Annotated in this window: 11 protein-coding genes; 5 read left to right on the forward strand and 6 right to left on the reverse strand. The window is 42.2% G+C overall.

Annotated features, from left to right (window positions below; translation table 11 throughout):
• Positions 1 to 25 precede the first annotated feature (25 nt).
• Together G460_RS0101900 and G460_RS0101905 are read left to right on the forward strand one after the other, a co-directional pair.
• Positions 26 to 1,018: a glycoside hydrolase family 113 gene (locus tag G460_RS0101900; RefSeq protein ID WP_051315874.1), complete on the forward strand. Its 993-nt coding sequence runs from the start codon at positions 26 to 28 to the stop codon at positions 1,016 to 1,018.
• Positions 1,019 to 1,298: 280 nt separating this feature from the next.
• Positions 1,299 to 2,711, forward strand: coding sequence for a Gfo/Idh/MocA family protein (locus tag G460_RS0101905; RefSeq protein ID WP_026953783.1), 1,413 nt, complete (start codon positions 1,299 to 1,301; stop codon positions 2,709 to 2,711).
• A gap of 73 nt (positions 2,712 to 2,784) precedes the next feature.
• Here G460_RS0101905 and G460_RS0101910 read toward each other — a convergent pair whose 3' ends face one another.
• A complete protein-coding gene (locus G460_RS0101910; RefSeq protein WP_035463741.1) occupies positions 2,785 to 3,651 on the reverse strand; it encodes a 3-keto-disaccharide hydrolase in 867 nt (288 codons plus the stop codon).
• Entirely contained in the window at positions 3,648 to 4,433 is a 786-nt protein-coding gene (locus tag G460_RS0101915; protein WP_035463743.1) for an endonuclease/exonuclease/phosphatase family protein, read from the reverse strand. Before G460_RS0101915 ends, G460_RS0101910 begins: the two co-directional genes overlap by 4 nt.
• A 118-nt stretch (positions 4,434 to 4,551) precedes the next feature.
• On the opposite strand from G460_RS0101915, the gene G460_RS0101920 reads away from it, so the two are divergent.
• Entirely contained in the window at positions 4,552 to 6,186 is a 1,635-nt protein-coding gene (locus G460_RS0101920; protein WP_026953786.1) for an AsmA family protein, read from the forward strand.
• Positions 6,187 to 6,245: 59 nt separating this feature from the next.
• The gene (locus G460_RS0101925) at positions 6,246 to 8,501 is read left to right on the forward strand and encodes a helix-turn-helix domain-containing protein (RefSeq protein WP_026953787.1); all 2,256 of its coding nucleotides are present in this window, start codon (positions 6,246 to 6,248) and stop codon (positions 8,499 to 8,501) included.
• A 52-nt stretch (positions 8,502 to 8,553) separates the two neighbouring features.
• Here G460_RS0101925 and G460_RS21250 read toward each other — a convergent pair whose 3' ends face one another.
• The 4 genes from G460_RS21250 to G460_RS0101945 form a co-directional block, all read right to left on the reverse strand.
• Positions 8,554 to 8,883 carry a DUF6984 family protein gene (locus tag G460_RS21250; RefSeq protein WP_157366845.1) on the reverse strand — a complete coding sequence of 110 codons (330 nt, stop codon included), beginning with the start codon at positions 8,881 to 8,883 and terminating at the stop codon, positions 8,554 to 8,556.
• Positions 8,884 to 8,908: 25 nt separating this feature from the next.
• A complete protein-coding gene (locus tag G460_RS0101935) occupies positions 8,909 to 9,403 on the reverse strand; it encodes a hypothetical protein (protein ID WP_026953788.1) in 495 nt (164 codons plus the stop codon).
• Positions 9,404 to 9,772: 369 nt separating this feature from the next.
• Entirely contained in the window at positions 9,773 to 10,168 is a 396-nt protein-coding gene (locus tag G460_RS0101940) for a DUF1428 domain-containing protein (protein WP_051315875.1), read from the reverse strand.
• Positions 10,169 to 10,344: 176 nt separating this feature from the next.
• Entirely contained in the window at positions 10,345 to 11,982 is a 1,638-nt protein-coding gene (locus tag G460_RS0101945; protein ID WP_026953790.1) for a carboxylesterase/lipase family protein, read from the reverse strand.
• An 84-nt stretch (positions 11,983 to 12,066) separates the two neighbouring features.
• Here G460_RS0101945 and G460_RS0101950 point away from each other — a divergent pair, with 84 nt between their 5' ends.
• Complete coding sequence (locus G460_RS0101950) at positions 12,067 to 12,780, forward strand: NUDIX hydrolase (RefSeq protein ID WP_035463887.1); 714 nt, start codon at positions 12,067 to 12,069, stop codon at positions 12,778 to 12,780.
• The last annotated feature ends 17 nt before the right edge of the window (positions 12,781 to 12,797 follow it).

The raw sequence follows: 12,797 nt of genomic DNA on the forward strand, positions 1-12,797 counted from the left end.
TAGTTCTGTAACCTTCATCTTTTTGATGATGAGTTTTTTGTGGCTTTTTCCTGAAAGTGAAATACCAGTCTGGACGCAGAAACTAAAAGGGGTATGCTGGGTAGGAAGCAGAAATCCACTTGCCGGCGGGGAATTTTTAGCCCTGAAATCCACAGGTGCCAATGCGATTTCGCAAACGCCATTTGGTTGGCAACAAAGTACCGATAGTCCAGACATCCGATGGGAAATAGAAGGAGATAGACAGTGGTGGGGAGAGTCGGGTAAAGGCATTCAAGTGACCTTGGATTCTGCTAATTCTCACCAAATTTCTTCCATGTTGAAGCCACACATTTGGGTGAGAGGGAGTTGGCCAGGTGAAATAGAAATGAAATCTGAGGAAGAATGGCAGCTTTGGTTTGAAAGTTACAGGGACTTTATTTTAGATTATGCTCGTCTTGCAGACCGACTTTCAATTCCTTACCTATGCATCGGTACAGAGCTGGAGAAAGCTTCCGGCAGAGAGCAGGATTGGAGGAAGCTCATCGCTGCCGTCAGAAAAGTGTACTCAGGAAAGCTAGTCTACGCCGCTAATTTTACTGAATTTGAGCAAATTCAATTTTGGGATGCCTTGGATTTTATCGGTATTCAGGCCTATTTTCCTTTGTCAGAAAAGGAAAAGCCAAGTTTGGCTCAAATGAATCAGGCTTGGAAATCGCATGTGAAAGAAATCGAATCCGTGGTCAAGAATTTTCAAAAGCCTGTCATTTTTACTGAAATAGGCTACTGCAATACCCATGATGCAGCTAAGGAACCTTGGGTTTGGCCCAATGAGAGAAAAGAGGCTCAAATTACGGAGGAGATTCAAGCATTATGTTATCAGTCATTTTTCGAAAGTGTATGGGATAAAACTTGGATGGCTGGAGCTTATTTTTGGAAATGGTATCCCGAAGGCAAGCGCCGAGATCCGGATTTCAGTCCTCAGGGATTGAAGGCGGAAGCAGTGATGACACAGTATTTTTTGAATGCGCCAAATCCATAGGAGACACAATATGCGCCATACCTCGGCTTGACCTCTGGTCAATAGTGATAAGTTGAATAATTATTCAAAATAATTTCTCTTGATTGATCAGATAATCAAAAGTGAATGAAAAGGAGGATTTGAGAAAATTGAGGCGGTTTTTAGACTTGTTGACTTAGGTCTTTTGCACTAGAAATCGAATTTAAAGTGGGAGGAAGCCTTTCCGAAATAATCTTTTACATGCCTGACTTCTTTGAAAATTTTGGTAAACTAGAGGCTCCAAATTCAACAATATTTTAAAATGAAGAACAACCCAAGAAGAGAGTTTTTAAAATCCACAGGTCTGATGGGACTGGGGATTTTTGGAGCTGGAGCAGCAAGTGCCAGCGAATCAGGTATTTTGCCTTTTGAAGCTAAATATGGAGCTAGCCGCGTCCAACACTTCAATATGTCTGGTTTTGCAGCACCCAAATTAGAAACTGTCAGAGTGGGGATAGTTGGATTGGGAATGAGAGGTCCCGGAGCTGTCAATCGCCTCAGTAAAATAGAAGGTGTAGAGATCAAGGCTTTGTGTGATTTGCTTCCAGAGAGAGTGGAAAAGCAAAAGGAATTGCTTGCCAAAGATACAGCACACCGCCCAGAGGGATATTCTGGATCTGTGTATGCTTGGAAAGAGATGGTTGATCGAGAAGATCTAGATCTGATCTACATAGCTACCCCTTGGGAGTGGCATACTCCGATGGCAGTCTACGCTATGGAAGCTGGAAAACATGCGGCTGTGGAAGTTCCTGCAGCACGCACTTTGGATGAGTGCTGGCAGCTGGTGGAGACATCAGAGCGCACCAAAAAGCACTGCATGCAATTGGAGAATTGCTGCTATGACTTCTTTGAATTGATGACTTTGAAAATGGCTCGGGATGGATATTTTGGAGAGATTCTGCATACAGAAGGAGCATACATTCATGACTTGCTCAGCTTGAATTTCAACAAAGAAGGCTACCAAGGCATGTGGAGATTGAAAGAAAACTACAGAGATGGCAACTTGTATCCTACCCATGGTTTGGGCCCGATTTGCCAGATCATGAATATCAACAGAGGAGATCAGATGGATTATTTGACATCGTTGAGCTCCAATGATTTCCAGATGAAGATGAAAGCGCAGGAGCTGGCAGAAGCTGACAACTTCTTCGGTGAATTTGCTTCCAAAAATTATCGTGGAAATATGAATACGACATTGGTGAAAACCAAGCATGGAAAATCTATCATGATTCAACATGATGTGACTTCACCTCGTCCTTATAGCCGACTTCATGTCGTGAGTGGTACAGAAGGATATGCTCAGAAATACCCTAAACCTGGTGTAGCCAAAGGCCATGGCTGGTTGAAAGAAGAAGAGATGAAGGAGCTAGAAAAGAAATATACGCCGGAAATTGTCTTGAAAGTAGGGGAGTTGGCCAAGCAAGTGGGCGGTCATGGAGGAATGGACTTTATGATGGACTGGAGACTGATCGATTGCTTGAGAAATGGACTTCCTTTGGATCAAGATGTCTATGATGCGGCATTGTGGAGCTGTATATCGCCTTTGAGTGAGTGGTCTGTAGCTAATAGATCTAATTCGATTGATGTACCTGACTTCACTGGTGGTAGCTGGAAAACTAATACTCCGGTACCAACGACTTTGGCTGGAGGCGGCACAACTAAGGTAAATGTATAAAGCTTAAAAAGTCAATAATTAAAAAGGGGACGATGATCTATCATTGTCCCCTTTTTATTTGAAAGAAATACAATCACTTCATCTTTGTAGAAGAAAAAGCTTCCTCAACGATTTCCTTCATTTTAGCGGGGTCATTTTTGTAGGTACTGAGATCAACTACGGCTACTTTTCTGAAATCTACTGGATGGCTTTCGCTCTGAAGGGAGATATATCCAGAGTCGAGTAGCTTTCCGTCTATTTTCACTTTTTCATCAAATGGATCTACACTTCCTCCTCCTATTTGAGGCTGATTGTAGCTGAATACTGTGTCTGTACCTACCAAGTGATGTATCGCCTCGTCACCTAAAACGATGAAATTAGCCTGCACCCACTGATCTCCATGATAGGTTTCCGAACTCGAATTGATGCAATGAGGTGTAAAAAGAGTATCTGCCAAAACCACATTGGTCCCCGGAGTACAGAGATTGCAAGTCGAGCGCTTATCTGTGCCATTTCCTCCCAGAAATTGAGCCTCTACTGAGATCGGGAAGTTTTGATCCTTGAGCATGGTGCTAGGATCTTGAGAATGAAGCATAGCTCCACTATTTCTCCAAGCCCATCCTTCACCTTCTGGAGCTTGCTCTCCTGTGAATCTGTATTCTACCTGAAGGAGGTAATAAGAAAATGGTTCATTGTAGAAAATATGTCCGTACTGCTGATCAAAGGCTTCATAACCATCATATCGGACTTTCATTAGCCCATCTTCTACACGGAAAGTATTGGCATAATTGTCTCCTAGATCATGCTTTCGGATCTTTATGGTCCAGTCATTCATGTCTTCCCCGTTGAATAATTGGATCCAATCCACTGCTACTGGTTCGGAGCTTTCTTGTTCGGTAGTGTTTTTTTGGCAAGAGGAAAATGCCACTAGCAAAATGGCAAAAATAGCGCTGTACTTCATGGTTTTAATTTTTCTAATGTGACTAGTACTGGGAAATGGTCTGAATAGGGTACATCCAAAACTTCATAACTGACAAGTTTGAAATCTTTGCTCGAATACCAAACATAATCTATTCGATCGGCAAATGTCTCTGACCGATAGGTAGGTTGCTCATTTTTCGCTGCTACTGCAGCATCCGTATAAGCGTCTTTGATTAAAGTATACTCGGGATCATTGGGACCAAAATTTAAGTCGCCCATCCAAATCACCGGTTTTTGCTGCTTCTGGATAGCCTCATCGATTGCCTTAACTTGTGCTTTTCGGTTTTCTTCAAATTGATGACAAAGGTGTGTTCCTCCGATTAGAATTTGATCCGCTGTTTCGGCCCAGGCGACTGATCTCGGTTCACCACCTACAGGTGTCGGTAGCAGTTGCGTGGAAAAAGTAGGAGAACCTTTGACGAGTAATCCTTCACCATAACCTCCCTCAGCATAATCCATCGCTTTGGCAAAGTAAGCCGCCATGTCTGTTTGCTTTCCGATTTCTTTTACCAAGTCCACTTTTTCGCCATATACCCGAGCTGTACGGGTAGTCATACTATCGACTTCCTGAAAAGCGACGATATCTGGATCTAATTGCTTGATGAGTGAAATGACCTGGTCTAGGTTGGGGCGATTGGACTGATAAGGGTCTTCGCCATGATAGATATTGTAGCTGAGGATCTTGATGGTTTGACTTTGGCTCCAACATACGCTAGAGAGCAGACAAAGTAATCCGATAGCCAGTGATTTTTTAAAAAACATAGGGTAGATTGAAAATTTAATCTCCGAAGATAAAAGTATTCGATAAAATCGACCTAAGAATTTATCCGGTAGGTTTGAATTTTATAAAGTTGACTATCTTTCCTTAAAATCTGCTTTTATGAAGAAAATAGTCGGGATTGTTTTGGGGGTACTTCTGTTGGGCTTTGTCTTGGCCATCGGTGCTGAAAAGTGGATCAGTCACAAGCTTGAGAGTTCCATCAATACGAGAGATACCCGCAATTACGATTTACTTTTTGAGGAAGTGGATGTCAAATTGTTTCAGGGAAGGGTAGATCTCAATCATATCAGGCTGGTGCCGCTCAAAGAGGATCTCCCAGTACAGATCAATGGATCTCTTGACAGGATGAAACTCAGTCGGGTCAATCTCTTTGGTTTTATTTTTAACAAGGAAATTGAAATAGGGGAATTGAGACTGGTGAAGCCTTCTTTCAGAATGATCAAAAAAGATTCTTCTGCCCACAATAAGGAAGGATCCAAGGAATTTCAAAACCTTTTCGGTGATCTGGTCAGTCGTGGTATTATTCACAACTTTGTCATTGAGGATGGGACTGCTGAGTTGCTGGTTCAGGAAGATAGCCTTCGTAGGTTTGGTACGTTTACGGATCTGAATATCTACGCCGAAGGTGTGCAGACAGATTCTGTGATAGTGAGTCATGTAGTTCCTTTCCAACTGGATCAGATCATGACCGGTATCAAAAATCTGAAAATGGAGCTTTCCGCAGGTCATAAATTGGAAGTTGCTTCGATCAATTTCAATCTTCGCGAACAGTATCTTTCCTTACAAGGCATCAGTATGAATTATGATCAGGATTTGGTGGAGAAATCATTTGATGAAACCTATCAGACCGATTTGATCGAGCTGGATCTCAAGGAGCTGCGATTTGAAAACCTAGATGCGCGAAGCGACCTCTATGGCAATTGGTCTGTGATTTCTCAGATGATGATTGTCGATAGTTTGGTCATGAATGACGTGCGTAACAAAAACAGACCTCGACCGGAGGAACCCATCAAGCCTATGTTTGGAGGTATGCTAGCGCAAGTCCCTTTTCCTCTGGACGTCGATACGCTGCTGGTGAAAAACACGATCATTTCCTACCTGGAGATACCAGAAGGGCAGAGAAAAGGTGGGGAAATCCGATTTGAAAATATGGAGGCGAAAATTCTGGGGCTGATCACCGTGGACTCACTTCAGCAATCTCAAGAACTCACGATTGATGTGACGACTAGCTTGCTCGGCAAGGCACCGATCGAAGCAAAATTCAGAATTCCATATCATGACGATTTCTTTTCCTTGGATTTGACGATTGGTGAAATGAACCTGGAGCAACTCAATCCGCTTTTGCTGCCTTTGGCACAGATTACTTTGGAGTCTGGAACATTGCATAAGTTGCACCTGAAAATGGAGGCCCATGAAAGGATGGCTTCCGCTCAATTGATTTTTGATTATGAAAATTTGAAACTGGAAGTACATAAAGGCGCCAATTCAGGGCAAGTCAAAGGTGGTGCCTCCATGCTCGCTAATATGGCTATCCGTTCCGAAAACTTGCCTTCCAAGAAGAACTACCGGACTGCCAACTATCATACAGCAAGGAATATGTATCGCAGTCCTTTCAACTATATCTGGCTGACGACCAAGTCAGGCCTGATGGAAATCGCCCCTGGCGGCTTGGTAAAGCTACTTTCTCAAAATGACATTGAAGCAGGCGTCAGTAAAAAAGCAGGAGAGGAATAGGGGGATTGCCAGAGGGTTTTTAGTTTTGTGCTTGTATTTTTTTCAAGGAATAATTGAAGATGGAAGTAGAAACAGATAAACTTAAACTCGCCGCACAATTTGTCAACAGCACCTCAGCCCCGATTTTTTTGACGGGGAAAGCGGGAACTGGTAAGACTACTTTTTTGCGAAAGCTGGCCAATGAGACACATAAAAACTACGTCGTACTAGCCCCAACCGGGATAGCTGCGCTACATGCCAGAGGAGTGACGATACATTCACAGTTTCTATTGCCTCTTGGAAGTTTCCTGCCGGTACGTGAGCCTGAGGGCAATTATACGGATCAGCATGGTTTTTATACGCAGCATACCCTAAGCCGAAGGCATCCCTTGAATAAGGTCAGAAAGTCGGTTTTGAGAGCTATCGAACTGCTAGTCATCGATGAGGTGAGTATGCTGAGGGCAGATGTGCTGGATGCAATAGACTTCCGGATGAAAAGTGTCAAAGGGAATTTCAATGAGCCTTTTGGAGGGGTGCAGGTTTTGCTGATTGGTGATCTGTATCAGCTGCCACCAATCGTAAGGGATCAGGAGTGGGGAGTTTTGAATCGGTTTTATTCAAGTATTCATTTTTTCGAGGCCAAAGCCCTTCAAAACTCCGGCTTGGTCTATTTGGAACTGGATAAGATTTTCAGACAGCAAGACTCCGTTTTTATTGATTTGCTCAATAATCTTCGGGATAATCAACTGACGGATGAGGACATTCGACTGTTGAATAGCTATTATAAAAGTAGCGCCGAGATCAAAGAAGAAAAGGAATGCATCACGATTACGACACACAACTACAAAGCTGATCAAATCAATCAGAGCGAGTTGGAAAGTCTGAAAGGAAAAGCTTATAGCTACAGAGCGGAGATCGAAGGAGACTTTCCTGATTCTCTCCACCCTTTACCCGAAACTTTGGAATTGAGAGAAGGGGCGCAGATCATGTTTGTCAAAAATGACAGCTCTGGGATGGCTTCTTATTTCAATGGAAAATTGGCTACGGTAACCGAGCTATCCAAAGACTCCATCACCGTGGTGATGAAAGATGAGGAGCGGGATTATGTTTTGCGCAAAGAAGTCTGGGAAAATAAAAAGTACCTACTAAATCCAACTACCAAGGAGCTGGATGAAGAAGTTGTGGGCACCTATTCCCACTTTCCAGTGAAGCTAGCTTGGGCAGTGACCGTGCACAAAAGTCAGGGTTTGACTTTTGACAAGGCAATCATCGATGTGGGACAGGCATTTGCTCCAGGTCAGGTGTATGTGGCTTTGAGTAGGTTGAGGAGCTTGGATGGCTTGATACTTCGCAGTAGGATTCAATCCAACTTAGTCCATTCCGATCAGCAGGTTGTGAGTTTTTCCCAAAACTCTAAGGCTCATCAGAAACTGGGGGAGCTCCTTCAGCTACACCAAAAGCGCTACCTCCATCATATGCTAGAGGGTACCTTTGATTTTTCTCAAGTGATGCGGGAACTGGCTCAGCATACCCAGAGCCAAGAGGGGACCATGGAATTTGAAGATGAGGAAATGCAGGCTGTCATGCCAAAGATGCTGGAAAAATTCAGAGGTGAGTCAGAGGTGACTGAGAAGTTTCGAAGGCAATTGCTTCATCTGCTTCATGCTGGAGATTTTGAAAAGTTGGAAGAAAGACTGGAAAAAGGAGGAGAATATTTTAGAAATTTTTTGGCCAATAGACTTCAGGAATTAGCGCTTCAGCTGACTATGATTTCGAGTTTTACGAAAACTCAAAAAATCCAAGAAGAGCTAGAGGCTATAGAAGAGTTGGTGATTCGAAAATACCTGGATATCAGTAAAATAAGAAGTATAGTTTTTGCCGTTAGCAAGGGAGAAGTACCTGGGAAAATGCCTAAAGTAGACTATGCCATTCAGGATTTGAGGAAGCAATTTTTTCTTCATGCCAAAGAAGTAGCCGCTGAGAAACTCAAGACTATCAAATCCAAAACGGGAAAGAGAAAGAAAGGAAGTTTGTCGCCGAAAAGACAAAAAGGAGATTCTCAGGAAGTCACTTTTCAACTGTTTGAATCTGGCAAAAATGTGGAGGTGATCGCTCTGGAAAGAGGCTTGGCCTCATCGACTATCAAAAGTCACATGGCAGAAGGTATAGCCTCAGGTAGATTTGAGCTGGAAGATTGTCTTCCTCAGGAGGTGATTATTGAGATTATGGCAAGTTTGGAAAAGTTTAAGACCGTAAAAGAACTTCGGGAACATTTCAAGGATAAGTATGACTACGGAACCTTAAAGATGGTTTTTGCGGGCAATAGGGATGTTTAAGCACCTAGTTACCACTCCCAATAACACTAAAAAAACGCAAAGGTTTGTGTCTTTACAAATCTCCAGAATAAGTAATTTCTATTTCATTCTCTTCCGGGAAAGAGACTAATTGGCTAAAGTCAACTTTCCAAAAATCAAGTTCGAATAAGTTCCCATGGAGATCCATTGTTAACTCGAAATCAACTAAGATTCCATCATCATCAATAAAATTTCCTGCAACAATCCTTTCAGACCTTGATTGATTCTGAGTTAAGTCAAATGAAGTTGAACCCATTTTTCCATCTTTCAATTGGATTACCATTTCAGGAATTTCAACTTTTAAGCCAGATAGCTTTAAAAGGACCATCAAGAACCGCTTTTCAGAATTCGAAATTTTTCTCATAGGTTATAGTCAGTCTAAATCGCCACTATTGATTAGAAATATTATTTAGGCCGATTTTCAACCCTTTGATTCCTGTATTTTCTATTTCAATCAAGTTTTCGGATTGAATAAGGAATTGATTGGAAGATTTACCATTGTAAAATGTTGACCCCGGGGAGTTGCTTAGGATTAGTGTATCTCCATGAATAGTATAAGTTCCATTGAAATCTAGCTCTCTGGGAGAGTTGCCAAATTCCCAAGTTGAATCCTGATATAAACCAAGCCAATAACCACCAATAGGAGCCTCCCTGTATGCCGACAATACGAGATCATCCAATTTAGGATTTGGAGGAAATAGGATTACCTCATGAACAAGAATAATTAAAATAACAACAACTCCAGAAATCAGGAAACTATAAATGCACTTTTTCCAATATTTAGATTTTCGCTTGGTAATTGCAATTATGATGAAGGCAAGTGTTACAAAAATCCCAACAACCCCAACGAGCAAAATTATCAAACTAAAAAGAAATGAAGTCATTTTATAATATTTGGAATCCCATCACTTTAGTTCAATAATATATTCTTACCTCAAAAAAACACCTCCAATTTTTCCTCTACAAATTTACCATCTTTGATGGAAACGAAGTAACTGCTATGCTTTTCGTCGAGGGGAATAGGGATATATAAGTTGCATGTAACCACTCCCAAACAGTAAGCATTTAAAAGCACTATCCTGAATATCGATATTTCAGCTTAGAACTGAAATGTTTTAGCCATTTACTGAAGTGTTTCACCTCTGAGTTGGAGTATTTGACTTCTGAGGTGAAGTGTTTTGGCTTTTAGCTGGTTTGTTTCAGAATTGAGCAATTCCTTTTTCCATTTCTTATTCAACGTACAAAAGTCTCACTTACCCGACTTTTCCTGTATTCGATTGAACAAGTGGTTGAAATCCACCATACACCATTCTTTCAGCATCAAAAATCAATCTTTGGGGGTTTATCAATGGAGCAACTAAATCGGTCATTCTTAAATCAGCAGGAACCTCTTTGTTTGCTCGATCTCGAACTTCTTTTGAAGGGAAAACAACCCAGCCAAAAACAACTACTTCATCTTCTTTTAAATCCACCAATTCAATGAAAGAGCGAGTACCCTCCAATTTTAAGTCATCTCCGACATACTCAAAGTAGTCAAGGGCCCCATGTTCTTTCCAGATTTCCGCTACTTTTTCAGCGACACTCTTGTATTCATGAAGGTGAATTCGGGGAACAGGAAATACAAACCCGTCTATGTATCTTTCCATCATGTCTTTTTTTAAGTCTGTTTTAATTTTTCAGCTGTTATACGGTGATTAAATATACAAACTCAGTTTCGTGTATTTCTCCAATATTCCCAATCCAAACTTTCAAATTTCTAGGGGATGCTCTACAAAAAAGGCCTTCCCTGTCTAGGGAAAGCCTGATTCGCTGGTTGATTGATTGGTTATTTTTTGCCGTAATAGCTGTCATGGAAGTGATAGCGTGACTCTACTTCCGATTTGATTTCTTGAGGAGCTACATCGATGTTGAGATAGGGAGGATGAGAATCGCTTCCTTTCATCGCTGTCCATTTTACTAAGTTTTCTCCATTAGGATTGCCAGTTTTGATGAAGTTGGCAAAGTAGTTTTGCATGATTTCAGACACTTTGAAATCCTCCGCCGTCCAAGCATAATCATGAACTAAGTGAAGATTGCCCATGGCATATTCGATTTCGCATGCATGAGGTGCGCCTAGTGGTTTAGGTGCTTCCTGTCCATTTCTTTCCATCGTACCTCCAGCGAGTCCGGGCATCAGGTTTTGATCCTTCAGTGGAGGCCTGGTTTTGGAATATAGGTAGCGATATACGGGTTGATCAGAGTTTTTGGCATGAAGGTCCAGCCATTTCCAGGTTGAATACACGATAAATCTATCAGCGGCAAGATTGGTAGCTGCCCATTCAATCTCCTCGGGACTTTCATGCGGGTGAGCATCCAGTACCTCTTGCCATCTTTGTGGATAGGTTTCTTTTACTTTTTCTTCGAAAGCTTCTTTCGTGAAAGGTTTCCCCTGCATAAATGCTGCTCCGGGAATCTCTGCCGAATTCCAACCTGCCAATAAAGGGACCTGCGCCTGTTCTTTTGCTGCAAAGATCTCAGGTAAGGTTTTGGGAAGGAAATAGCCATCGATAGTCACGGGAAAACCAAATCGACCGGATTCTTGATAGATCTCATAAACCTCTCTGCTGGAAAGCGCTCTAAGCTCTGTCAAAGATGGATAACCTGCTTTTTCTGCAAATTCCTTTCCCACTGCTTCAGCTTCTTCCAAAGCCATCGGAGCTAAAGTCGGGTGAATCCCGGCCCCGCTTTCACCAATTGCTCCTGCGATCAAATCCTTGGAAAGGGGAGAGGCCATCTGATAACTGACAGAGATGGAACCCGCAGATTCTCCTGCGATGGTTACTTTTTTAGGATTTCCACCGAAAGCCTCAATATTGTCCTGAACCCATTTCAGGGCTAGATTTTGGTCCAAAAGCCCATAGTTTCCAGAGCCATTGTACTCACTTTCTTCGCTCAATTCGGGATGGGAAAAGAAACCAAAAATCCCCAATCTATAGTTGACTGTCACGACGACAATTCCTTTTTGGGCCATGCTTTCTCCGTCGTAGCGTGGTTCGGAACCGTCACCCGCCACAAATCCACCTCCATAGAAGTAGACCAATACGGGTAGGTTTTCGGTATTTCTTTTGGCCGGTGTCCAGACGTTCAGGTAAAGGCAATCTTCACTAATGCCATCAGATCTGAAATTCATATCACCGAATACAGGAGCTTGCATAGCTCTCGGACCAAAACTCTTCGTTTCCTTTAGACCGCTCCAGTTTTTGGCTGGCAGGGGAGCCTTCCATCTCAATTCTCCCACGGGAGCTTGTCCATACGGAATACCAAAGTATTTTTGCACCCCAGTCTTCGTGTCATAATATCCCTCTATCATGCCATTCTTGATTTGGGTCTGAACCTCAAAAGAATTGATGGCCTGAGCCAAAGAACCATTTTCAAAGGAGGAAATTAGAAGTATGAAGACAACTAAAGCTACTGAAGATTTCATATTTTGGGATTATTGTTTCAGGTGGAAACAATAGTAATTGCTATTCCCCTGAAATCCTATTTAATTGAAGAAAAATTGATAAAAATGCCCAAGCCCGATCCAGCTCTCTATCTCCCGCACATTGCTTATGATTCTGCCATTTTTGGTTTTTCAGGTGAAAAGCTGAAAATCCTATTGATGGAGTATCACAACACAGGTTGGTTTGCTTTGCCAGGTGGATTTGTCAAAACTGAGGAAACGCTGGACGAAGCTGTATCCCGTGGTCTCAAAGAGAGAACTGGACTGGAGGAAATCTATTTGGAGCAGTTTCACACGTTTGGTTCGCTGGAAAGGTGGAAGCCGGAAACGATGAAGACGATTCTAAAAGAGCAAAATGTGCAGGTTGATGCAGATTTTTGGTTGCTCGATCGGTTTATTTCCATCGGTTATTATGCCTTGATAGATTATGAAAAGGTGGAGCCTGCCAAGGATTTGCTATCCGATTCTATTGGCTGGTACAATGTCGAGGAAATACCAGAATTACTCTTTGATCACAATCACATCGTAGTCAAAGCCTTGGAACATCTCCGGACGCACTTGGATCAGAAATTACTCTCTTTTAATCTTTTGCCGGAGCGATTTACGATGAAAGAACTCCAGAATGTCTATGAGGCTATTTTGGGTGAAAATCTCAATAGGGCTAATTTTCAAAGGAAAATGCTCAGTTTGGGGATTTTGGAGAGACATGAAAAGCTATTCTCCGGAGGTTCGCACAAGGCTCCATATCTCTATAGTTTCAAAAAGTCAGGGATAGATTAAAAGTCATCTATCCCTAT

The sequence above is a fragment of the Algoriphagus vanfongensis DSM 17529 genome, from assembly GCF_000429465.1.
GTDB lineage: Bacteria > Bacteroidota > Bacteroidia > Cytophagales > Cyclobacteriaceae > Algoriphagus > Algoriphagus vanfongensis.

Excerpts from the sequence above, each read along its gene's own strand:
- G460_RS0101925 (WP_026953787.1), top strand. The coding sequence starts at position 6,246 with ATGGAAGTAGAAACAGATAAACTTAAACTCGCCGCACAATTTGTCAAC.
- G460_RS21250 (WP_157366845.1), bottom strand. The coding sequence starts at position 8,883 with ATGAGAAAAATTTCGAATTCTGAAAAGCGGTTCTTGATGGTCCTTTTA.
- G460_RS0101920 (WP_026953786.1), top strand. The coding sequence starts at position 4,552 with ATGAAGAAAATAGTCGGGATTGTTTTGGGGGTACTTCTGTTGGGCTTT.
- G460_RS0101940 (WP_051315875.1), bottom strand. The coding sequence starts at position 10,168 with ATGATGGAAAGATACATAGACGGGTTTGTATTTCCTGTTCCCCGAATT.
- G460_RS0101950 (WP_035463887.1), top strand. The coding sequence starts at position 12,067 with ATGCCCAAGCCCGATCCAGCTCTCTATCTCCCGCACATTGCTTATGAT.
- G460_RS0101915 (WP_035463743.1), bottom strand. The coding sequence starts at position 4,433 with ATGTTTTTTAAAAAATCACTGGCTATCGGATTACTTTGTCTGCTCTCT.
- G460_RS0101945 (WP_026953790.1), bottom strand. The coding sequence starts at position 11,982 with ATGAAATCTTCAGTAGCTTTAGTTGTCTTCATACTTCTAATTTCCTCC.
- G460_RS0101910 (WP_035463741.1), bottom strand. The coding sequence starts at position 3,651 with ATGAAGTACAGCGCTATTTTTGCCATTTTGCTAGTGGCATTTTCCTCT.
- G460_RS0101905 (WP_026953783.1), top strand. The coding sequence starts at position 1,299 with ATGAAGAACAACCCAAGAAGAGAGTTTTTAAAATCCACAGGTCTGATG.
- G460_RS0101935 (WP_026953788.1), bottom strand. The coding sequence starts at position 9,403 with ATGACTTCATTTCTTTTTAGTTTGATAATTTTGCTCGTTGGGGTTGTT.
- G460_RS0101900 (WP_051315874.1), top strand. The coding sequence starts at position 26 with ATGATGAGTTTTTTGTGGCTTTTTCCTGAAAGTGAAATACCAGTCTGG.